This is a genomic window from Exiguobacterium chiriqhucha RW-2 (assembly GCF_000416965.1).
GTDB lineage: Bacteria > Bacillota > Bacilli > Exiguobacteriales > Exiguobacteriaceae > Exiguobacterium > Exiguobacterium chiriqhucha.
Genome location: NZ_ATCL01000022.1, coordinates 195397 through 218882, shown reverse-complemented (window position 1 = coordinate 218882; position 23486 = coordinate 195397). Strand labels below are relative to the sequence as shown.

Here is a 23486-nt window from a genome sequence, read left to right as displayed (position 1 = left end):
CGCGGACAACAAAAAACCTGCTCGCCGAAGCGAGCAGGTTATAAAATTCCTTAGAAAGGAAGATTAGATTTTTTCAACGTTAGAAGCTTGTGGTCCACGAGCTCCGTCAGTGATTTCGAAAGTTACTGCTTGGCCTTCTTCAAGTGTCTTGAAGCCGTCGCCTTGGATTGCTGAGAAGTGTACGAATACGTCGTCTCCGCCTTCCATTTCGATGAAGCCGTAACCTTTTTCTGAGTTAAACCATTTTACTTTACCTGTGTTCATAATGAACCCTCCTGAAATAAACGCTGTGCGTTCTAGTAGTGCCTTACTAGAAAAAACTGACCAATAAAAAATCACAAACCTCTAGGATTATCTTAAACGAAAAATAATCCAAAGCGTTTTGTGAATTATGTTTCCAGCTATTCTTAATTAAGCACATATAGAATATACCATGGATAAATGCTTCTGTCTACTAAATACTTCGGTTTGCTAAAAATACTTTTAAAACGGGTACATTCAATTGTAGTGAACGCTAGGAGGATGAACCATATGACCGCATACATTGATCGCTCGAATATCGCTGCCACCATCGCCCACCATTCGAACTGGGCGCTCGGTGATCTATTGAAAGAAACACTTGATTGGCATGAGACGACACGACAGGCCCACTATCCCGACCAAGCGAAAACCTATCTCTCTCACCTGCCGATGACTGAACGCATCGTTCCAGTGACAAGTTCCTTGCCGCTCGAGACGGTCGATGGAATCGTCCGCCCGGTGTGGATGCGCCGGCTCGATGCCGAGCACTTGAACTTGAGACAAGCGACACGCCAACATGTCGACGTCACCGACTACGGGGCCGTCGGGGATGGTTTGACGGATTGCACGCTCGCTTTCCGGCTCGCCCTCCGGTCGAACCGCCACGTCCACGTGCCGGCCGGCGTGTATGTCGTCCGCGGCATCCGCATCCCGTCGAACTGTGTGCTTGAAGGGGCAAGCCAGCAGGAAACGATCATCAAGCTCTCGGACCGAGCTCCGAAACATCGGCGGTTGCTTCGAAATGCAACTCCGTTCGCCGGAAACCACCATATCGAAGTCGCACATTTGACGCTCGACTGGAACGTGGAGCGCCTCGGTGACGTCGACCGGACCTCGAGTGGCGATACCGCTTCGAGCGCGTTGACGTTCGCGCACGTCAAATTCGGTTGGATTCACCATGTCACGGCGAAAAACGCGGGACTGCATGCCTTCGACATCACATCTCCTCATTATCATTATTTAGGGGACGGGCTTCGCGCCAAAAAAGGGAGCCGGTACGTGTGGCTCGACCATTGCGAAGCAACGAATTACGGAGACGACGGCATTACGACCCATCATAGCGACGCCCTCTATATCACGAACTGTTACTGCCATCATCCACACGGACGGACCCACGCCCATGGCTTCTCGAACTCGAACGGAATCGAGATTGATGACGGGTCGCGCCACGTCACACTCGTCAATAATATGAGCGAAGGTTGTTTCGGGGGCGTCGAAGTGAAAGCGCATGGGACGTCTTCAGCCGCTCACGACGTCCACATATTCGGACACTTCTCGTATCACGACAATCGCTCGTTTAACTTCCGGCACATCAGCCATCACTTGGCCGATGACCCGCAGTCGAAGACGGCCCGCTTCCTGTCGGGCACGAATCTCGTGTCGATGGAACCGGTCCGCTCAAAGCTGTATACGAAATCTTCGGCACGCAGCCTCGTCGTGTCGGCGTATCAGGACGTATTGATTCATGGATTTACGGCCATCGGCAATCCGGATTACGATTATCGCGCCAATCCAGCCCTCGCCGTCCAATATAAATCTCGCAACGTACGTTTGAAACGGATTGCGACGAGCGGATTTGCATCGGGTCGGGCCGACATTGAACTGTTCGGCGGCGATAACCGGACCGACCACGTCACGATCGAGGACGTTATCTGTCGCAACTCGGCCCCGGTCGCATTGAAAATTGGTGGCCAGTTGACGAATATTACGCTCCAGCGAATCGAAGGCGAACAAAAAAGTGGAGATGTGCTCATCTCCACGAGTAGTCCAATCGCGGCTCACGACTTGTTTGCTTACGGGTTCTCAGATCGCGTACGCAACGAGGTTTGAGCCGCCTCGACGAGTTCATCGAGCATCGTCTCGTCTAAATTGAGCGAACTCACCGTCTGTTTTGCCATCATGCGGACGATGGCTTTGTCGAGAAAGCCCATCCGCTCGAAATCATAGCCGTTGCCGACGACCTCGACAAAATAAGCGTGTGCACGCAACACTTCTCGATACGCGTCCTCGAGCTCCCGTTGTCGTTCGGCTGGGGTCGGCGTACCGGCACATAAATAAAGGCCGAGCGGTCGTTTGAGCAATTGAGCTTCGTTGATGTGCAGCCAAGCCGTCATCTCGTCTTGAATTTTACCCATCCGGATTGAGCTGCCGACAATCACATGGTCGACCGTCCCCCACTCGACGTCCGGTGCTTCAACCACGTTTTGAATGTGGACGTCTCCCGGAAGCCGCTCCGCCAACAGATGGGCGACTTTCTCACTCGTCCCGTAGCGGGTCGAATAAGCAATTAACGTATTCATCGTGTTTCCCCCTTTCGGTCAGACTCTACTATCCCTATTCCCGAAACGGGTCATCTTTACTAACGACACAACAAAAACTCGCCACGGAGGCGAGTTTTTTTCGTCACACTTTATACACTTGCGCTTCGTACGGACGAAGCGTGAACGGCTCGATCGGTTCCATGTTGCCGATGACGCGTTCTGTCACGTCATACGGCAGCTCCCGCGTCACCGTTTCAGCTGAGAAGTTGCAGAGCACGAGCCACGTCTCGCCTTCGAACATACGTGTGAAGGCGTATACCGCTTCATCGTCCGGCAGCAACAACTCATACTTCCCGTAAACGACAATCGGATGTTGTTTCCGGAGCTGAATCAATTGGCGATAGTAATGGAAGAGCGAGTCCGGATCGCGTCGTGCCGCTTCCGCGTTGACGGTCACATAGTTCGGGTTGACCCCGATCCAAGGCGTGCCGGACGTGAATCCGCCTTGCGCCTCGGCCGACCACTGGACCGGCGTCCGTGAGTTGTCGCGCCCACGTGCGTGAATGCCGCGGAAAATCTCATCATGCGTCAACAGTCCGTTCGTCGTGTAATCACGATACGCGTTGAGCGTCTCGATATCGCGGTACTCATCGATCGAGTCGAACGCCACGTTCGTCATCCCGAACTCTTCACCTTGATAAATGTAAGGCGTCCCTTTCAACATGTGCAGGAGCGTCGCCAGCATCTTACCGGAGACGACACGATATTCGTCCGAGTCGTTCCCGAACCGTGAGATGGCTCGCGGTTGATCATGGTTGCTCCAGTAGAGACTGTTCCAGCCATCTTCTTCAAGACCTTCTTGCCAACGCGAGAAGATTGTCTTCAAGTCCGTCAACTTCCAGTCCGTCGGATTCCATTTGCCGAAACTGCCGTTGCCGACGTCGACGTGTTCGAAATGGAACACCATGTTCAACTCGTCACGGTCTGTTCCCGTATAAAGCTTCGCCTCGTCGACGCTGACGCCCGGCATCTCACCGACCGTGATCGTATCGTATTTCGACAAGACCTCACGATTCATCTCCTGCATGAACTCGTGAATGCGCGGCCCGTTGAAGAAGAACGGTGTGCCGTCCCCATAACCCGTCCCACGCGTCTCGCCGTCTGGATAGCTCGGATCTTTCGAGATCATGTTGATGACGTCCATTCGGAAACCGTCGACTCCTTTATCGAGCCAGTACGTCATCAAATCGTATACTTCACGGCGCAACGTCTCTGACTCCCAGTTCAAGTCTGGTTGCTTTTTGCTGAACAGATGCAAGTAGTATTCGTCGCTTGCCTCATCGTATTGCCACGCACTCCCTCCGAAGAAAGCGCCCCAGTTCGTTGGCGGCTGACCGTTCTCGCCTTTTTTCCAAATGTAGTAGTCCCGGTACGGGCTGTCTTTTGAGGAGCGCGACTCCATGAACCATTGGTGTTCGTCCGACGAATGGTTGACGACGAGGTCCATCATGATTTTGATGCCGTGACGATGTGCTTCTTCGAGCATCGCATCGAAATCGTCCATCGTTCCGAACTCATCCATGATGGCCCGGTAATCGCGGATGTCGTATCCGTTGTCGTCGTTCGGTGAATCGTACACCGGCGATAGCCAGATGACATCGATGCCGAGTTCCGCCAAATACGACATCTTCTCGGTGATTCCAGGGATGTCCCCAATCCCGTCACCGTTCGAGTCATTAAAGCTACGCGGGTAAATTTGATAGACGATCGCTTCTTTCCACCATTGTTTCATGTTTCATCCTCCTCATACGTTCTGTCGATTTCATCGTACCCGCTCGTCGCCTTGATTTCTATCCATGATATGATGAAAATATGCACGATTTTGCTATTAAGAAAGGATGATTCGATGGAAATTGGCTTTTGTGGCTATTCGTATCATACAACGACCTATACTTTTCCTTTTCCCAATCGATTGGAGACGTATTTGATTCGCTTGCAGACAGAAGGCACGGCGCGCATCGTCGTCAATGGGAAGACGTATACGGCACGGCCTGGCGACCTGTTGCTCGTTAAACCTGGTGACGAGTACGAACTGCATGTCGATACCCCGGCAAGCGGGGATTATCATCTTTTCTGTGACGGTCCGACCCTCGATGCATGGTGGATGGCGGTCGATCGTTCTCGCATCACGTCCATCTCGATCGACCCTCGTTTGTTGTCACTCTGGCAGCATATCACCGAAGAGGCGCGACGCCCGACGACTGAACAAAGTCCGGACTTGATTGAAACACTGATTGAAGCCTTGCTCCTCATGCTCGACCGTTCAGTCCAAGAAGTGCAAGCAAACGTGCGACCACCTGTCGTGTCACGCATGATGCGTTATATAGAAGGAAATGTTACAAGCGACTTCAAAGTGGCGGACGTCGCCGACGCGGTCGGGCTCAGTGTATCGCGGACCGTCCACTTATTTAAAGAAGTGACCGGTATGACGATTGTCGCCTATGCTCAATCGATTCGACTCCAGCTCGCCGAAGAACAGATGCAGTATACCCAACACTCTCTCGAACGGATTGCCGAGCTGTCCGGATTCCGCTCCTATCCATATTTTCATCGTATCTTTAAACGAAAATATGGCGTCGCACCAGGGGTCTATCGCACACTTCAACAAAAAAACGAAAAAAAATAAAAAAAGAGTGATCCATTTTTTGAACCGCTCCGTTAGATGGGTGTAAACAACGACAACCACTCAAAAAAAGGAGCGATTACCCATGAAGAAGAAAACAATGAACAAGATTGTAGCACCGGCACTCGCACTCGGCTTACTCGTACCATTGAATGCACAGGCAGCGGATCACGCGCCGACAGCAAGCACACCAGCAGGTGACTTACGAGCCACGCTCGACCAATTACTGTCTGAGCATTACGTCTTAGCTGTCACATCGATGATGAAAGCTTACGATGGAGCACCAGACGCTGAAGTCGCGATGAAGGCACTCGATCAAAACGCACTCGACATGACACCGGCCATCGCTTCAATTTATGGAGATGAGGGCGCAGCCCAGTTCGAAGAAATCTTCGCTGGTCACAACGACTACTCAGCTGACTTCGTTGAAGCGGCTAAATCAGAAGACAAAGAGCTTCGCGCTGACGCAGAAGCTGAAGTCGATGAATTCGTCGAAGAGTTCTCAACATTCCTTGATGCAGCAACAGAAGGTAACTTACCGAAAGACGCTGCTGCTGACGTACTTGAGCTTCACGAAGACCAAGTTCTCTCAGTATTCGACAACTATGTCGCAGGTGACTACGAGTCGGCATACATGACGTACCGTGAAGGGTACAAGCTCATGTTCGACATCAGTAAAGCCCTCTCAGGCGCAATCGTCACACAGATGCCTGACAAGTTTGAAACTGCTGCTGACACACCAGCCGTCGAGCTTCGTTCAACATTGAACAGCCTTGCTGGTGAACACTTCGCCCTCGCAGCAATCGGCATGCAAAAAGGCTACGATCAAGCAGAAGACTTCGACTACGTGAGCTGGGCTGAAGATCAGAACACACTCGATTTCAAAGCAGCCATCGGTTCAGTCTACGGTGACGAAGGTGCGGCCCAATTCGAAAAAGTATGGAACGGGAACCACATCACAGCCCAAGGTGACATCGTTGCCGCTACACTCGAAGGCGATGAAGCTAAAATTGAAGAAGCACGCATGAAGCTCGACCAGTTCGCTGTCGATTTCAGCACATTCCTCGATGCAGCGACAGAAGGTAACTTGCCACAAGAAGCTGGCCAAGAAGCCATCAAACAACATGAGGCCCTCGTGCTTCAAACGTTCGATCAGTATGTAGCTGGTGACGCGGATGCCGCTTGGATGTCATTCCGTGAAGGATACGCGTTCATGTTCGGTGTTGGTGAGACACTCGGTAACGCGATCGTGACACAAATGCCTGACAAGTTCGCTGAAACAACAATGCCTGAAGAGATGCCTGAAACAGGTCTCGGTGGTGCACAAGAACAATCAATGAACACGCTCTACGCTGGCCTTGCTGTACTTGGCGGAATCTTGCTCGCCTTTGTAACGCTTCGCAACCGTAAAGTGTCTGAACAATAATTCAATAAGGAGGGAGCCCCATGAACAAGCGCCATTTGTTTCTGGCGCTCTCTCTCTTTTGTTTTGGCTTCTGGACGTGGACGAGCGCCCAAGAATCGTCGTCACCACCTGTAGAAGAAAAACAAATAGAGGAGAGCCCAGATTTATCGGCTGAATTCTCACTTCTACAGGAAGAGGTGAAGAAGCTCCGATTAGCCGAGGAAGAGGAAAGTGCCAAGGCCGCGACACCCGTCCAACTTCAAATTCCCAAAATCAAGGTCGACACCGCAATCGAACAAGTCGGTGTGCTCGACAACGGACAGATGGGCGTCCCAAAAGACGAGAACCAAGTCGGTTGGTTCGAGCCGGGCGTCAAACCTGGTAGTAAAGGAAATGCCGTCATCGCAGGACACGTCGACAGCAAGACTGGCCCTGCCGTCTTCTATGACCTTGATCAATTGAAGAAAGGCGATGCCGTGACGATTATCGACGAGAACGGCAACACGTTGACGTTTCGTGTCACAAAAACAGAGAGTTATGATACGAAAAACGCACCAATTGAAGACATCTTCGGAGCGACCTCGAGTCGACATTTGAACTTGATCACGTGTTCCGGTACGTTCGGTGACGGCGGTTACGACGAGCGGTTCGTCGTCTATACCGAACTTGTCGATACCGAAATCAATACCGAAGTCGAACTCGACGCACCAACGAGCGTCGAACTCCGCGGGAACTTATTGACGTGGCACGCCGTCCGTGACGACGCCGTCATCGGCTATCGTGTCTACGAAATGGTCGACGGTGAAGCGACACATATCGAAAGTATCCCGTCGCACGCCCGGAAGAGCATCGAAGTCACGAACGAGCAGGCAACTTATTATGTGACAGCGATCGATCAACTCGGGAACGAGTCGAGTCCTTCTCAAGAGACGAAGTAACTACAAAAGAACCCGCAGACGATTTATGTCTGCGGGTTCTTACGTTTTACACGAAGCATGGAATCTGCGGGTTGAACGTCTTATTGTTCTCCGTCATGATTTGTTTTTTGATTTTGCCTTCTCCGAGATAGACGATACGGTCAGCGAGCGCCTCCGCGTCCTCTTCATCGTGGGTGACGAAGATCGTCGTCGTCCCCGTCTGTTTGAGGAGGCGGCGCAAATCGTCCCGAATGCGATGTTGGAGCGACGTGTCCAAGTTGCTGAACGGCTCATCTAAGATGAGGAGCGATGGTTTCGGTGCCAACGCACGCGCGAGCGCGACACGCTGTTGCTGACCACCACTGAGCTCATACGGATAGCGGTGACGGAACTCGGACAGGTTTACGAGCGTCAGCATCTCTTCGACACGCTCGTTCCGCTCCTTCCGGCTCAATTTATGCAGACCGAAGCGGATGTTCTTCTCAACGGTCATATGTGGGAAGAGCGCATAGTCTTGGAACACCATCCCGACACCACGCTGTTCAGGCGGCATGAACTGGCAATCGTCGCAACAGACACAGTCGTTGACGACGACGACGCCTTGATTCGGCATCTCAAGCCCTGCGATGAGACGTAAAATCGTACTCTTCCCAGAACCACTGTCACCGAGAAGCGAGACGATTTCACCTTTCGTGATCGAGATGGAGAATCCTTTAATCGTCTCGGCTTGCGCACCTTTATAGCTGAAGTGTAAATCGTTGATTTGAACAAACATTAGTCGGCCTCCTTATCAAGCACCTTATGGAACACAAAGATCAACAGTCCGCTCATGAGCACGATGACGATTGAGGCGAGCGCGGCCTCATGTATCTTCTCGTCACTGACATATTTGAACGCCTGTGTGGCGAGCGTCGAAAAATTGAATGGCTGTAAAAACAGCGTCAGCGGCAATTCTTTCATAATATCGATAAAGACGAGGATGAACGCGCTCATGATCGCCCCTTTAATCATCGGGATATCGACCCGGAAGAACGTCTGTACCGTCCCCCACCCGAGCATGCGCGACGCTTCCGTGAATGATTTCCCAACTTTCTCAAATCCACTCTCGATCGAGTTATAGCCGATGGCGAGGAAGCGGATGACGTAGGCGAAGATGAGCATGATGAGTGTCGTTCTGAATACGAATGTCTGGCCTAAGTCCAAGGCGAGCGCCACGTTCAGCACCCACTCATCGAGCAACAAGAACAACGTGATGACGGCGATGGCGATGGCCGCTCCCGGAATCGAATAGCCGAGCGTCGTCACTTTCGAGATGATGCGTGTCATGTTCGACGGGAACAGGCGCGTGTAGTTCGCGATGATGAGCGCGAACACGAGAATGATCACGGTCGCAATGAACGCCACGCTCACCGTGTTCCAGACGAGGCGGAAAAACTCGGCCGTGAACACTTGCTCGAACGTCAATACCGTCCAAGCGACGAGTTGTACGAACGGGATGAGAAACGCGACGGCGAAGATGGTCGCCACATAGCCGAACACGGCGTAGCGGTGCCATCCGGTCAATTGTCTCGGTTTGAGCGGCTTCACTTTTGTCGTCGCATAGCTGAACTGCTTCCGCCCCCGGACGAGCCGTTCCATCGTCAAGATGGCGATAACAAGAATCATGAGCGTCCCGGCGAGTTTGAGCGCCGAGGACGTATCTTTCATCCCGAACCATGTACTGAAGATGGCCGTGCTGAACGTCTGAATCCCGAAGTATTTGACGACCCCATAGTCGTTCAATACTTCCATCAAGACGAGGCTGACCCCACCGATGATGGCGACGCGCGAGATCGGGATGACGACGGTGAAGAAGATGTCCCATGAGCCGCGGCCGAGGATGCGGGCGTTCTCAATCATCGAGGACGATTGATTGTGCAGGAAGGCCCGCGTGATCGTATAAATGTATGGATACAAGAACAGCGTGAAGATGAACACCGTCCCTTGAATCGTCATGATGTTGAAGTACGTCTGGTCGACGGTGATGCCGAACTCATTGCGCAGCGTCGTCTGGATGACGCCCGTATAGTTCAAGATTCCGTGATACGTGTATCCCCCGATATAAGGCGGGATAGCGAGCGGTAAGATGAGCGCCCATTTGAAGAACCGACGGAACGGAAAATCATAGACGGTGACGAACCAAGCCAAGCTCGTCCCGATGATGGTCGTCAACAATCCGGTCGCGAGCATGATGAACAGCGTATTGCGCACATAAGTCGGTAACAAGTACTCGCGGATGTGTTGCCAGTTGTCGTTGACCGGTGCGAACAGTTCGACCAAGACGACGACGCCTGGCAGGACGATGAACACCAGCGCGATAAAGCTGAGGATGGCCCATCCATTCAGTTGTCGTTTCAGCGCGTACCAGTTCATGTCGTACAACTCCCGTTCTTTCGTTCAGTCACTTCCTGTCCCATCATATCAGGTTCAACGCTCTCGTTGTACCGCTAGCGTGTCGAGAAACGCAAAAATCTTCGGCCTGAACGTTTGTTCAAGCCGAAGTCTTCTTATTTCCAGCCCGCTTCGTTGAAGAGACGGATGGCTTCTTGTTGATGTTCTCCAAGTGCCGAGAGGTTGATGTCTTGCTCTTTGAACTCACCCCATGATTGGAGGAGTTCGTTCGGTTCAACCGATTCGTTGACCGGATACTCATAGTTCGCGCTAGCGAACTGTTCTTGTGCTGACGGATCAGACATGAATTCCATGAGTTTCTTCGCGTTATCTGAGTTCTTCGATGCTTTTGTCATCGCGATTCCTGAGATGTTCACGTGTGTCCCCGTCGTGTCTTGGTTCGGGAAGAAGACGCCGAGTTGCTCAGCCACTTTCTTCTCTTCCGCGTCTTCCGAGTTCAACATGAGACCCATATAGTATGTGTTCATGATGGCGACATCACCTTCACCGGCCACGACTGCTTTCGCTTGGTCACGGTCGTTTCCTTGTGGGTCGCGTGCAAAGTTATTGACCATACCTTTCGCCCACTCTTTTGCCTGGTCGACACCGTTCACTTCGATGAACGAGGCGAGGAGCGAGATGTTGTACATGTTCTCAGACGGACGGACGAGAACTTTGCCGTTCCACTGTTCTTCTGTGAGTGCTTCATACGTTGACAAGTCTTCTGGTTTCACGCGGTCTTTGGCGTAGACGATGACACGGGCCCGCTTCGTGAGACCGAACCATTCTTTGTCTGTGTCACGGTATTTCTCAGGGACGTTTGACTCAAGCACATCGCTATCGACCGCTTGCAGATGTCCCGCTTCTTTGGCTTGATACAAGTTCCCTGCATCCGCTGTGATGAAGAGATCGGCTTCCGTGTTGTCGCCTTCTGTGTTCAAACGCTCGAGCAACTCATCGCTTTTCCCTTCGACGACGTTGACTTTCACGCCTGTCTCTTCTTCGAACTGCTTGTAAAGCTCTTTATCTACATCATAGTGACGGCTCGAGTAAACATTGACGACTTTTGACTCTTCTGCTGTCTCGTTGTCGCTTGAAGTTGTCGTTTCTTCTGTGCTGGCGCAAGCCGCAAGAAGTGATGTCGTGAGCGCAGCCGAAAGGCCAAGTGCCATGTACTTTTTGTTCATTTCATAATCCCCCACTTATTCGTCTCTAATATTGGTAATGATAATTACTCTCAGTTACTATCATCACTGATAATCATTCTCACGTCAACCTTTTTTTGAAATCGTTTACCATAGTTATAAACACATAACTTAACAGTTTTAACATCATCATGTCTTGACTTCAAAATGACTAGCCCCCTATAGTGAAAGAGAACAAACCGTCTGGTCGGTACAGAAAGGAGGCGTGACATGACAAACCGATCAATGATCACGAAACAGAAATTGTTGGATGCCGCGACGGATATCATCATGGAGCATGGTGTACATCATCTTACATTAGATGAAGTCGCCAAGACGGCTGGCGTCTCGAAAGGTGGTCTCCTATATCATTATCCATCCAAAGAAGCGCTGTTGACCGCAATCGTCGAACGGCTCCAAACCGAGCAAAACGAGTTGTACGAGTCGCTTCAAGCCGACGGCAACGGTCCTGTCGAAGCGTTCGTTCGCCTGTTTGACGAGACGAAACTCCATCCCGAGCGTTCACCGATTCACATCGACGCCGAGAAAATGATTGCCTTCTTGACGCTATTCGCTGTCGACCAGGAATACGCCGAACGGTGGAAGCACGACCTCGACACGTTCTTCGCAGCGTTTCAACAGACGAGCGATCCCGTCGAGACGATGATTATCCGTTATGCACTCGAAGGGATGATGATGTCCGAGCACTTTAACGTCGGCATCGCCCCTCCCGCCCTAAAACAAGACATTATCGCTCGCTTGATCGAGCGAGCCCGGAACATCGATTCGGGTAAAACAGACTAACCCATCAGAGGAGAAATGAACCCCATGCAGAAAATCACGTCCTTCTCCGTCAACAACAAGTTCGCAGTCTGGTTGATGACGATCATCTTGACGGCCGCCGGAATTTTCGCCGGCTTGACGATGAAACTAGAAACGTTGCCTGACATCACGACACCGACCGTCTCGGTGACGACGATTTACCCAGGTGCTTCACCTGAACAAGTGCTCGATGAAGTGAGCACCGTGCTCGAAGAGCGCTTGAAGAGCTTGAACGGCGTCGAACAAGTTCGATCGTCTTCGTTCCAGAACGCTTCAAACATTCAAATCGATTACGATTTCAGCACCGATATGGAAGAAGCTGAACAACTCGTCAAAGACGCGCTCAGCAACGTCGAGTTGCCGGAATCCGTCCAAGACCCGCAAGTGTCGCGTCTCAGCTTTGACGCATTCCCGGTCATCGGGGCAGCCGTCTCAGATGAGAGTCTCGATTTGGCCGAATTGACGAAATTGGTCGAAGATGAGTTGCAACCGGCCCTTGAAGGGGTCGAAGGCGCTCAGACCGTCCAAATCGCCGGACAAGAGATTCGTCGTGTCGAACTTCAGTTCGATGAGGAGGCACTCGCCGAATACAACTTGACGGAAGACACGGTCAAACAGTTGATTCAAGCGAACGATGCCCGCATCGCGCTCGGCCTATATGAACTCGGTGATACGGAACAAGCCGTCGTCATCGACGGGAAGTCGGAGACGCTCGAAGCGTTCCGCGACCTCCAAATTCCGTATTCACCCGCACAAACGGAACAGCCGGTGCCAGGTGCGCCAACGGAACTTCCGACTGGCGAGACCCCACAAGTCCCGACTGAAGTGCCAGGTGCCGTCCCACCTGCCAACGTCCCGACAACCGTACCGACCGTCGCCTTGAGCGAACTCGCGACGATTGAAGACCGCGGCGTCGAGGAATCGATTTCACGGTCGAACGGGGAACGTTCCATCGGGATTCAAGTGACGAAAACGCAAGACGCGAACACCGTCGATGTCGTCAACGCCGTCAAAGATGTGCTCGCCGACTTCGAAGCCGACTATGACACGGCCAACGTCACAGTCACGCTCGACCAAGGCCAACCGATTGAAGAATCGGTCGAGACGATGGTGTCGAAAGCGTTACTCGGTGGTCTGTTCGCCATCTTGATTATTCTCGTGTTCCTTCGTAACTTCCGCTCGACGATTATTGCGGTCATCTCCATCCCGCTCTCGCTCTTGATGGCGTTGATCGTCTTGAAACAGCTCGACATCACGCTCAACATCATGACGCTCGGCGCGATGACCGTCGCCATCGGGCGGGTCGTCGATGACTCCATCGTCGTCATTGAGAACATTTACCGTCGCCTCACACGTCCGAACGAGACATTGCGCGGCAAAGAACTGATTATCGCTGCGACGAAGGAAGTGTTCATTCCGATCGCGTCGTCGACAATCGTCACGATCGCCGTCTTCTTGCCGCTCGGTTTCGTCACAGGATTCGTCGGCGAGCTGTTCTTACCGTTCGCCTTGACCGTCGTCTTCGCCTTGCTCGCGTCGCTACTCGTCGCGATCACGGTCGTACCGATGATGGCCGACTCGTTCTTTAAGAACCGCGACAAATTGAAACCGGAAGAAGGACCAGGGAAGCTCGCCGAATGGTATCGCGGCGTCCTCAACTGGTCGCTCAACCATAAACTCGTCGTCTTTGGATTAGCGACGCTTCTCTTAATCGGAAGTTTCGCCCTCGTCCCAGCCATTGGGGTCAACTTCTTGAACCAAGAGTCTGAGAAGACGCTTTACGTCACGTTCGACCCAGAACCGGGCCAAACGCTTGATGATTCGATTGCGGCGGCCGAAATCGCCGAGACGTATTTCATGGAAGAGCAAGCGAACGCGACCGACGTTCAATTCACGGTCGGTGGCGAGAACCCGCTTAACCCCGGGAACAACAAACAAGGAATTTTCATCGTCCAGTACGATCCGGACACGGAAGATTTCGCCGATGTCAAAATCGCCGACGTCGAACGCTTGAATGAACTCGCCTCAGGCGGTGAGTGGAAAGAACAAGACTTCGCCGGCGGCGCCGGAACGAGCGGTGTGACGTATAACGTCTATGCCAACTCACTTGAAGAGCTTGAAGCAATCGTCCCGACATTCATTGAGACGATTGAAGAAGAGACGGATTACGTCCGTCAAGCAACGTCTGACCTTCGCGAATCGTACGTTCAATACACGTTCAACGTCGACCAGCAAGCTGCTGCTGAGGCAGGTGTCTCGGCCGCTCAGCTCGCCCAGACGATTGGACAGTTCCAAGCGCAAGAAAGTCCGCTTTCGACCGTGACGATCGATGACAAGCAGCTCGACGTCATCATTCCGACGGAACAAGTCACGTACGACAGCATTGAAGACTTGCAGGAACAAGAAGTGACGACACCGTTCGGCCCTCGCCCAATCTCGGACTTCATCGAAGTCGAGGAAGGCACGACACCGGATACGCTCGTCCAACGTGACGGGAAGCTCCTTGCTCGCGTCAACGTCGAGCTCAGCACCGACAAAGCGACGGAAGCTTCGGCTGCCATCGAGGAACGTGTGTCTGACATCGAACTCCCGACTGGTGTCTCGTATGACGTCGGTGGGGTCACTGAACAGATTCAAGAATCGTTCACCCAGCTCGGTCTCGCCATGCTCGCGGCCGTCGCCATCGTCTACTTGGTGCTCGTCATCACGTTCGGTGGTGCCGTCACGCCGTTCGTCGTCCTATTCTCGCTCCCTTACGCGATTATCGGGGGACTTGTCGCTCTCCTCATCACAGGCGAAACGATTTCGGTATCTGCCTTAATCGGTGCGCTCATGTTGATCGGGATCGTTGTCACGAACGCCATCGTCTTGATTGACCGCGTCATTCATAAAGAAGCGGCCGGTCTCTCGACACGCGATGCCTTGCTCGAAGCAGCCGGTACGCGTCTCCGTCCGATCCTCATGACGGCTCTCGCGACGATTGGTGCCCTCGCACCGCTCGCCCTCGGCCTTGAAGGCGGCGCCTTGATCTCGAAAGGTCTCGGTGTGACCGTCATCGGCGGACTGACAAGTTCGACGCTGTTGACGCTCCTCATCGTCCCAATCGTGTATGAGTTCTTCGCACGGTTCCGTAAAAATAAAGAAGTGTAACGGAAAAGAGAGTTGACCCGATTTGGGGTCAACTCTCTTTTTTTGCATTCTATAAAATTTCTTCATCGAACATGAATGATTGGTCTTTTGTCGAATCTCTTTAAAAGAGACTCACACGGTTGGGAAGTAGGCTCTGCCTTGACCTGTCCCACAAAGTCTGAGAAGATTCTTACGTTTTGAACTTATTCGCGAAAGGATGTCACATATGCAACGTCTCATCAAATGGATCATCGGCCTTTCGCTCTTGTTTGGCTTGAGCGCACTCGGCAATTGGATCGTCGCTGCGCTTGATTTAAAAGTTCCTGGAAGCGTCATCGGAATGGTCCTCTTACTGCTCTTATTGATGACCAAACTGATCCGTGTCGAATGGATTGAAGACAGCGCTGGTTTTTTGACAAAGCATCTCGCTTTCTTCTTTATCCCGATTGCGGTCGGACTCATGTCTTACAGTGATTTATTGAAGGCGGAAGGTGTGCCACTGTTTGCCGCCTTGATCATCAGTCTATTCGTTGGCCTCATCGTCACCGCACTCATCTCTGGAAGACGAGGTGAGGCATCATGACATTATTTTGGGTGCTCGTCACCATCGGCGTCTACATGTTGAGCCGCAAACTATCGTTCAAATGGGCGTCCCCCTTCACAAACGTCGTCTTCTTGAGTACAGCGACATTGATTGTCATCTTGCTCTTGTCCGGACAGACGTACGACACGTACGTCCCGGCTCGAGACGCCATCACGACGCTGCTTGGACCAGCAACGGTCGCACTCGGATTACCACTCTATCGCAACTTGCCCATTTTGCTCGCGCGTGCGAAACGGGCGCTCGGGGCCATTATACTCGGGACGCTGTCGACGATTTTCGTCGCTGTCGGGTTAGGGACCGCGCTCAAATTGACGGATCACGTCTTGCTCGCCTTGTCCGTCAAATCAGTGACGTCACCGATTGCCTTAGAATTGGCGCGGCAACTACAAGGTGACGCCGCACTCGCCGCGTCGGTCGCCGTCGCTTGTGGGATCCTCGGGGCCATGCTCGGTCCGATAATTCTCACGCGCTTCAACGTGACCGACCCGTTCACGCGCGGACTTGCGCTCGGGACGCTCAGCCACGGCATCGGGACGGCTCAAGCCGCGACGGAACACCCATTATCCGGTGCGACAGGTGGGGCCGCGATGGGTCTGTCTGCCATCTTTACGTCATTTGTGTTGCCATTTCTACTTCCTCTTCTGTTTTGATTCGGGAAGAAATCGGGCACGAAGAGAGGCCATCGTGCCTCTCTTTTTATTTTCAAACAATTTCGATACTTTTCAAAACGGCTCTCATGCTAAACTAAATGAGCACAGATTCATCAGAGGAGGCAGACCATGCAATCGAAATTGATTGAACGTTTAATCACGTATACAAAAATTGATACACAGTCCGACTTCACGAGTGAGACGACTCCGTCGACGGCGAAACAATGGGATTTGATTCGCCATCTCGAGACCGAATTGAAAGCAATCGGGCTCGAGGACGTCGAGACGGATGAGTACGGTTACTTGTTCGCGACACTTCCGAGTAACGTCGACCATGATGTACCGACGATCGGCTTACTTGCCCACGTCGATACGGCGACCGACTTCACCGGGACGAACGTCAACCCGCAACTCGTCGCACATTACGAGGGTGGCGATATAGTCTTGAACGAGGCGCTCCAAGTCATCTTGTCGCCGCGTGACTTCCCGGAGCTCGACGGCTACGTCGGACATACGCTCATCACGACAGACGGCACGACCTTGCTCGGTGCCGATGACAAAGCCGGTATGGCCGAAATCGTCACTGCGGTCGAATACTTATTGGCCCATCCGGAGATTCCGCACGGACCGGTCCGAATCGCCTTCACACCGGACGAAGAAATCGGACGCGGCCCTCACAAGTTCGACGTCGCTCGCTTCAACGCCGACTTCGCCTATACGATGGACGGCGGTCCCCTCGGCGAACTCCAATATGAGAGCTTCAACGCCGCTGGTGCCACGGTCACGTTCCATGGGACGAACGTGCACCCGGGCAGTGCCAAAAACAAGATGGTCAACTCGATGAAATTGGCGATGGCATTCCACAACCGCCTTCCGGCTGATGAGGCCCCAGAGCATACGAGCGACTACGAAGGCTTCTTCCATCTGAACGGCTTCTCTGGCGACGTGGAGACGACGACGCTGCAATATATCATCCGCGATCACGATCGCACGAAGTTCGAGGCGCGCAAAGCGTTGCTTGAAAAGCTCGTCGTCGAATGGAAACAGAAGTACGGCGAAGCGCGCGTTGACTTAAAAATGGACGACCAATACTACAACATGGCCGAGAAAATCGAGCCAGTGAAACACATTGTCGATACGGTCGCCGACGTCATGCGCGAACTTGGAATCGAACCGAAAATCGAACCGATTCGCGGTGGGACGGACGGTTCGCAACTGTCGTATATGGGACTCCCGACCCCGAACATCTTCACGGGCGGCGAGAACTATCACGGCAAGTTCGAGTACGTCTCCGTCAACAACATGGAAAAAGCGACCCACGTCATCATCCAGACGCTCCGCACGTTCGCTGAACGCGCGCGAGCATAACACATGCGCCTCCAATCGTTCTCTTCTAGAATAGAGACATTGGAGGCGATTTTTTATGAAGCATACGTTTCAAATGAACCTCGACTGGACCGGCGGACGCAACGACGTCGGAACGATTGAGGCCGAACGGTTAAAGACACAAATCTCGATTCCCCCGGAAATGGATGGTCCGGGCATCGGGACGAACCCCGATGAGATGTTGCTCGGTGCTGCGGCGACCTGCTATATCATCACGCTCGCGGCTATGCTCGGGCGAAGCGAACTGCCACATAGCGGAATCACGATTGACGCCGAAGGCATCGTCGACGTGACGAACGGTGTCTTCACGTATGAGACGATTCGCTACACGACCCGCATCAACGTGCCGACAGATGCCACAGACCGTGATATCACGCTCGTCGAACGGATCGCCAAGAAAGCCAAGGACGGTTGCATGATTTCACGCGCCTTGGCCGGCAACGTCACGTTCGAGCTCAGCACGACGGTCACACGCGTCGACTGACGATGTATCGCTTCGCACTAGACCTGCAAGAAGGCATCATATTGAAACGACGCAATCGGTTCGTGATGGATGTATTGATCGGCGACACCGTCGTCGCCTGCCACTGTCCGGTCACAGGCCGCATCGGTGACCTCGTCTTTGACGGGGTGCCTTGCCTCATCTCGACAACGAACGATCCGCGACGGAACACCGCCTTCACAGTAGAAGCCATCTCGATTGATACAGACCGACAATGGATTGGGATTCATCAAGGTCGCGCCAACGATTTCGTCGCGTATTGTTTGAACACGGACGCATTACCGGTCTTTCCTTACTCGAAACATGTGGAACGCGAGCAAGTCATTGGCACGTCACGACTCGATTTCAAAGTTGATGGTGTCTATATGGAAGTGAAGGCACCACTCACCGAGTTGTTCGTGACGCCTCTCCCCCGCTTTGAACGCCGTGCGGTGACGAGACCGATCGAGACCGATCGATTAATTCGCCATCTCGAGACGTTGATTGCGACGTTGCCTGCAACCAAACGGGCCGTCCTGCTGTATGTCTTTTTATATGATGCGCCCGTCTTCACCGGCAACCCGAACCGGAAACAAGACGCGCGGATTCGTCAGCTGATTCGCGATGCGATCACGAATGGATTAGAAATTTGGCAAGTGAACGGCGAACTGTCCAGAGAAGGGATTCGTTTGATCCGATGTGTTGAGACAACGAATCATTTCAAGTAAAAAAGCCATCGCTGATGGCTTTTTTACTGTAATAACAGTGGGGTCACGTATGCCTCGATGACGGCCGAAATGGCGAGGAGCGGCACCGCGATGAAGAGAAACATCTTCACGCCTGCCACAAATAGCGCCTTGAACGTGACGTCCGTCTCTTTCCCGCGCAGTTTCTTCCACACGTAACGGTTGAGCGATAATCCCATCGCCGCTCCGAGTAAGATGGCCGATATCTCCGTGACACCGTGGGGTAAAATGCCGAGCACGATGACCCGAATCACGGATTCGCCGGCAAACCCAACGAGCATGGCGACCAGCCCGATGACCGCGGCGTTGATGACGACGAACACGTACGGGATGAAGAGTGGAATCATCCCGAGCAGGAAGGCGAACAGCGTGACACGCGTATTGTTCACGAACAAGGCAATCATCGTCTCATGGGCGCTCGAATCGAACGTCAAGCCCCTCGATTCAAACGTATCTCCGAGCTGCGCTAAAATCTCGTCTATTTGATCGGGTGCGATGAACGATCGAAACAAGAAATACGACCCGATACCCGTCACGAGGAAAATGACCCATAGACGGAAGAAATCTCTACGATAATAGTTCGACCACGCTTCTTTCAGCGGGAGCGTTGTTTTCATGACTGATTCCCCCTTTTATTCTCTATACGAATCAGGTTGCTGTTTGTTTCATTTTTACCCACGACTGCGCGTTTTCAAAAAACGTGATACAATACACGTCGTAAACTAATCAGAAAAACGAGGGATCCTATACATGATTACAGTAAATAACGTAAGTCTCCAATTCGGTGGACGCAAGTTGTTCGAAGACGTGAACATCAAGTTCACACCAGGCAACTGTTACGGCTTGATCGGTGCGAACGGCGCCGGGAAGTCAACATTCTTAAAAATTCTTGCCGGTGAGCAAGACACGACGACAGGTGACGTCAGCTTCTCGCCTGGCGAACGCCTCGCTGTCCTTAAACAGGACCATTATGCGTACGAAGATCAAGCGGTACTCGAGACGGTCATCATGGGCCACGAGCGCTTGTATCAAGTCATGAAAGAAAAAGACGCCATCTATATGAAGGAAGATTTCTCTGACGAAGATGGTATGCGCGCTGCTGAACTCGAAGGCGAATTCGCTGAGATGAACGGTTGGGAAGCCGAATCAGAAGCTGCCATGGTCCTTCAAGGACTCGGCATCACGGACGCGTCACACCACAAGCTCATGAGTGAGCTCACAGGTGGCGAGAAAGTTAAAGTTCTCCTTGCGCAAGCATTGTTTGGCAAACCTGACATTCTTCTCCTCGATGAGCCGACGAACGGTCTTGACCTTAAAGCGATTCAATGGCTCGAAGAGTTCTTAATCAACTTCGAGAACACCGTCATCGTCGTATCCCATGACCGTCACTTCTTGAACAAAGTATGTACGCACATGGCCGATCTCGACTTCGGTAAGATTCAATTGTACGTCGGGAACTACGACTTCTGGTACGAGTCGAGCCAACTTGCTTCACGTATGGCCAACGACCAGAACAAGAAAAAAGAAGAGAAAATCAAAGAACTTCAAAACTTCATCGCCCGTTTCAGCTCGAACGCCTCGAAGGCGCGTCAAGCGACGTCGCGTAAGAAGTTGCTCGATAAAATCACGCTCGACGATATCCGTCCATCATCACGCCGTTATCCGTTCGTCGGCTTCTCGATGGAGCGCGAAATCGGGAATGACGTACTCTACGTCGACAACGTCTCGAAAACAATCGATGGCGTCAAAGTACTCGACAACGTCACGTTCTCACTGAACAAGACGGACAAAGTCGCATTCGTCGGCCGTTCGGACGTCGCCATCACGACACTCTTCAAAATCATCATGGGTGAGATGGAGCCTGACACAGGTACAATCAAATGGGGCGTCACGACGACACAGTCTTACTTCCCGAAAGACAACTCAGAATACTTCGAAGGCTCGGATAAGAGCATCTTGGATTGGTTACGCCAGTTCTCACCAGCAGACGAGTCGGATACGTTCCTTCGCGGCTTCCTCGGTCGTATGCTCTTCTCAGGCGAAGAAGTCATGAAGAAAGCGTCTGTCCTCTCAGGGGGCGAGAAAGTGCGTTGCATGCTCTCGAAAATGATGCTCTCGAACTCGAACGTCCTCGTTCTTGACGATCCGACGAACCACTTGGACCTCGAGTCGATTACGGCGCTCAACAACGGTCTCGAGACGTTTAAAGGCGTACTCCTCTTCAGCTCGCATGACCATCAGCTCATCTCGACGATTGCCACGCGCATCATCGAAGTGACGCCGAACGGGATCGTCGACAAAGAAGCGACGTATGACGAGTTCCTCGAGAACGAATCGCTTCAACAACAAGTCGAATCACTCTACCAGAACGCATAAGAAAAACGATCGGCCGCGGCCGATCGTTTTTTATTTGACCTCGACGGTCTCCATGATGTGTTCATGGATGTCGTGGCCTTTTGTCACATGGACTTGGACATTGTACGTACCGGCCTCAGGGAACGTATGCTCACCTGCATAGCTTCCGCCTTCCGTTTCATCAAGCTTGACCCAGTCGTGCTTGTCCGCTCCGTCTTTGAACACTTCGAGCTGAACGTCCGCACCCGTCAACGCCTCATGCTCAATCTCGACGTTGACTGTAAACGATTGGACTTCCTTGGCGACAGCTTGCGTCGGATCAAGGACGATGTCCGCTCCGGCATGGTTATGATGATCTTCCTCGGCCTCGGCTTCAGCCGCTGTCTCCGGATGACCGACCGTCACGTTCGTCGTCGGCATCGTGTGCATCGATCGAGCAGTCACGTGCACTTGTACCGTGTAGACCGCTTCATCGGAGAACGTTGTCTCCGCCTCATACACTCCGTCTTCTGTGAGCGCCGCTTCGGTCGTCTCGCTCGCTTCCTTGGCACCATTTTTCCAGACTTCGAACTTAATCTCGTCGGCGTCATCGACCGCTTTCCCGTCTTGCGTGACGCGAACCGCCAACGTGACTGCCTCGTCTTTGTCGGCTGTCGCCGGTACGTTCAATTCTGCCTCTACTGGCTCCATCGACGGTGCGGTCTCGGCACTTTTTGTTGCCTCATCTGTCCCGCATGCCCCGAGAACGAATAGACCGACAAGCCCAAACGTCACGCCAAACCGTTTTATCATGTTGTTCATGTTGAATCCCCCTATTCAATCGCTTACATTCTTCACACATTGTTCATGATAGCACCCTTTTTTAGGAAATGTGTGAGGATTGTGTGAGATTTGCCACGTTTGTCACTCATAAATTGAACACAAATTTTGAGAGATATTATCCAAAAAATCCTTTGCCTATTTTTAGGATTGGACGGTGTTTGCCATCAAAAGGGGGTATATAAAATATATACACAGCTCAATATATGGAAAGCCTTAACATCAAGATACATACACCCCAGAATGGAGGCGAAACCAAAATGAAGAGCAAGTTTGTACGTGTATTGATGGCCTTGTTGATCATGTTGGCACCGTTAGTCGCTTATCCAAAATCGGCCGATGCCGCTGCTTCGAAATTCATTACGAGCGTGAGCACGACGAGTAAAGTCGTCGCGTTGACGTTCGATGACGGAGCGGATGGTGCGAATACGAATAAGATTTTGGACATACTTGCCAAGAACAATGTCAAAGCCACTTTCTTTTTGACTGGATCGGGCGCCAATAACCATCCTCAATACATCAAAAACATCGCCGCTAAAGGTCACCAACTCGGTAACCACTCGTATACCCATCCAGACTTCACGAAGTTGACCGCCACGCAAATGAAATCAGAACTCGATCGGACAGAAGCAAAAGTCAAATCGATTACCGGTAAAACAACAAAACCAATTTTCCGGGCCCCATTCGGCGCCGTTAACAGCGCCGTGTTGAGCGGGGTCGGTGCAGCAGGCTACGGCTACACGATTCAATGGAACATCGACACAGTAGACTGGAAAGGCGTCACTGCAAGCCAAATCAATACGAAAGTTCAAGCGAATATCAAACCTGGCTCAATCGTCTTGATGCACACCGGTGCTGGCGCTCCGGGCACACCGCTCGCCTTGCCGACGATGATTTCGCAATTGAAAGCGAAGGGCTATAAATTCGTCACCGTCTCCCAACTCCTTGCTTATCGTTCTACTTCGACTGCCAAAACGTATACCGTCAAATCAGGTGATACCCTCTATAGCATCGCTCGCGCCTATGGCGTCACCGTCTCTGCCCTCGCCGCCGCCAATAAAATCACAAACTACAATTTGATTTATGTCGGACAAGTGCTCGTCATCCCTGGTACGACAACAACTCCGACCACAGTGAAGTACACCGTCAAATCGGGCGACACGCTTTATAAGATTGCAACGCTGTATAACACGACCGTCGCCAAGATTGCCGCAGCCAACAATATTACGAACACGAGCTTGATTTACGTCGGACAAGTGCTTACAATTCCGCGCTAACCAAAAAGAAGTGTCCGCCATACATTCCGCGGACACT

21 protein-coding genes are annotated in these 23486 nt (G+C 52.2%); 13 read left to right on the top strand and 8 right to left on the bottom strand.

What is annotated here, in order from left to right:
- Positions 1–63 precede the first annotated feature (63 nt).
- The gene (locus tag M467_RS30625) at positions 64–264 is read right to left on the bottom strand and encodes a cold-shock protein (RefSeq protein WP_016507985.1); all 201 of its coding nucleotides are present in this window, start codon (positions 262–264) and stop codon (positions 64–66) included.
- Positions 265–531: 267 nt separating this feature from the next.
- Between M467_RS30625 and M467_RS30620 the strand changes: the two genes are divergently transcribed.
- Complete coding sequence (locus M467_RS30620; protein WP_021068054.1) at positions 532–2130, top strand: glycoside hydrolase family 55 protein; 1599 nt, start codon at positions 532–534, stop codon at positions 2128–2130.
- Here M467_RS30620 and M467_RS30615 read toward each other — a convergent pair.
- Positions 2094–2600, bottom strand: a complete 507-nt coding sequence (locus M467_RS30615) for a flavodoxin domain-containing protein (protein ID WP_021068053.1) — start codon at positions 2598–2600, stop codon at positions 2094–2096. The genes M467_RS30620 and M467_RS30615 overlap by 37 nt on opposite strands.
- A gap of 103 nt (positions 2601–2703) precedes the next feature.
- Positions 2704–4353, bottom strand: coding sequence for a glycoside hydrolase family 13 protein (locus tag M467_RS30610; protein WP_021068052.1), 1650 nt, complete (start codon positions 4351–4353; stop codon positions 2704–2706).
- Between the two features lie 69 nt (positions 4354–4422).
- On the opposite strand from M467_RS30610, the gene M467_RS30605 reads away from it, so the two are divergent.
- The 3 genes from M467_RS30605 (at position 4423) to M467_RS30595 (ending at position 7587) form a co-directional block, all read left to right on the top strand.
- Entirely contained in the window at positions 4423–5247 is an 825-nt protein-coding gene (locus M467_RS30605) for a helix-turn-helix domain-containing protein (RefSeq protein WP_338041860.1), read from the top strand.
- An 82-nt stretch (positions 5248–5329) separates the two neighbouring features.
- Entirely contained in the window at positions 5330–6670 is a 1341-nt protein-coding gene (locus M467_RS30600; protein WP_021068050.1) for a globin family protein, read from the top strand.
- Positions 6671–6690: 20 nt separating this feature from the next.
- Positions 6691–7587, top strand: a complete 897-nt coding sequence (locus M467_RS30595; RefSeq protein WP_021068049.1) for a class F sortase — start codon at positions 6691–6693, stop codon at positions 7585–7587.
- Between the two features lie 46 nt (positions 7588–7633).
- Here the strand turns inward: M467_RS30595 and M467_RS30590 are convergent, their stop codons facing one another.
- From M467_RS30590 to M467_RS30580, 3 genes are all read right to left on the bottom strand, one after another.
- Complete coding sequence (locus tag M467_RS30590) at positions 7634–8341, bottom strand: ABC transporter ATP-binding protein (RefSeq protein ID WP_021068048.1); 708 nt, start codon at positions 8339–8341, stop codon at positions 7634–7636.
- A complete protein-coding gene (locus tag M467_RS30585; protein WP_021068047.1) occupies positions 8341–9978 on the bottom strand; it encodes an ABC transporter permease in 1638 nt (545 codons plus the stop codon). Before M467_RS30585 ends, M467_RS30590 begins: the two co-directional genes overlap by 1 nt.
- A 134-nt stretch (positions 9979–10112) precedes the next feature.
- Positions 10113–11183, bottom strand: coding sequence for a Fe(3+) ABC transporter substrate-binding protein (locus M467_RS30580; RefSeq protein WP_021068046.1), 1071 nt, complete (start codon positions 11181–11183; stop codon positions 10113–10115).
- Positions 11184–11411: 228 nt separating this feature from the next.
- Here M467_RS30580 and M467_RS30575 point away from each other — a divergent pair, with 228 nt between their 5' ends.
- The 7 genes from M467_RS30575 to M467_RS30545 all read left to right on the top strand — a co-directional run bounded on the left by M467_RS30575 (position 11412) and on the right by M467_RS30545 (position 18980).
- Positions 11412–11984, top strand: a complete 573-nt coding sequence (locus M467_RS30575; protein WP_021068045.1) for a TetR/AcrR family transcriptional regulator — start codon at positions 11412–11414, stop codon at positions 11982–11984.
- Between the two features lie 24 nt (positions 11985–12008).
- Positions 12009–15152, top strand: a complete 3144-nt coding sequence (locus M467_RS30570) for an efflux RND transporter permease subunit (RefSeq protein ID WP_021068044.1) — start codon at positions 12009–12011, stop codon at positions 15150–15152.
- 205 nt (positions 15153–15357) lie between these two features.
- Positions 15358–15714 (top strand): CidA/LrgA family protein, encoded by a 357-nt coding sequence (locus tag M467_RS30565; RefSeq protein ID WP_021068043.1) that lies wholly within the window; start codon positions 15358–15360, stop codon positions 15712–15714.
- Entirely contained in the window at positions 15711–16385 is a 675-nt protein-coding gene (locus tag M467_RS30560; protein WP_021068042.1) for an LrgB family protein, read from the top strand. Before M467_RS30565 ends, M467_RS30560 begins: the two co-directional genes overlap by 4 nt.
- A gap of 129 nt (positions 16386–16514) precedes the next feature.
- Complete coding sequence (gene pepT, locus M467_RS30555; protein ID WP_021068041.1) at positions 16515–17753, top strand: peptidase T; 1239 nt, start codon at positions 16515–16517, stop codon at positions 17751–17753.
- Positions 17754–17808: 55 nt separating this feature from the next.
- Positions 17809–18255: an SACOL1771 family peroxiredoxin gene (locus M467_RS30550; protein ID WP_021068040.1), complete on the top strand. Its 447-nt coding sequence runs from the start codon at positions 17809–17811 to the stop codon at positions 18253–18255.
- Positions 18183–18980 (top strand): DNA/RNA nuclease SfsA, encoded by a 798-nt coding sequence (locus M467_RS30545; protein ID WP_158406030.1) that lies wholly within the window; start codon positions 18183–18185, stop codon positions 18978–18980. The genes M467_RS30550 and M467_RS30545 overlap by 73 nt, the downstream gene beginning before the upstream one ends.
- Positions 18981–19003: 23 nt before the next feature.
- On the opposite strand, the gene M467_RS30540 is transcribed toward M467_RS30545, so the two are convergent.
- Positions 19004–19615: a stage II sporulation protein M gene (locus M467_RS30540; protein ID WP_021068038.1), complete on the bottom strand. Its 612-nt coding sequence runs from the start codon at positions 19613–19615 to the stop codon at positions 19004–19006.
- 133 nt (positions 19616–19748) lie between these two features.
- On the opposite strand from M467_RS30540, the gene M467_RS30535 reads away from it, so the two are divergent.
- Complete coding sequence (locus M467_RS30535; protein ID WP_021068037.1) at positions 19749–21374, top strand: ABC-F family ATP-binding cassette domain-containing protein; 1626 nt, start codon at positions 19749–19751, stop codon at positions 21372–21374.
- Between the two features lie 30 nt (positions 21375–21404).
- Here the strand turns inward: M467_RS30535 and M467_RS30530 are convergent, their stop codons facing one another.
- Positions 21405–22154: a FixH family protein gene (locus tag M467_RS30530; protein ID WP_021068036.1), complete on the bottom strand. Its 750-nt coding sequence runs from the start codon at positions 22152–22154 to the stop codon at positions 21405–21407.
- Positions 22155–22432: 278 nt separating this feature from the next.
- On the opposite strand from M467_RS30530, the gene M467_RS30525 reads away from it, so the two are divergent.
- On the top strand, positions 22433–23449 hold the full coding sequence (locus M467_RS30525; RefSeq protein ID WP_021068035.1) for a LysM peptidoglycan-binding domain-containing protein: 1017 nt from the start codon (positions 22433–22435) through the stop codon (positions 23447–23449).
- Positions 23450–23486: the final 37 nt, after the last annotated feature.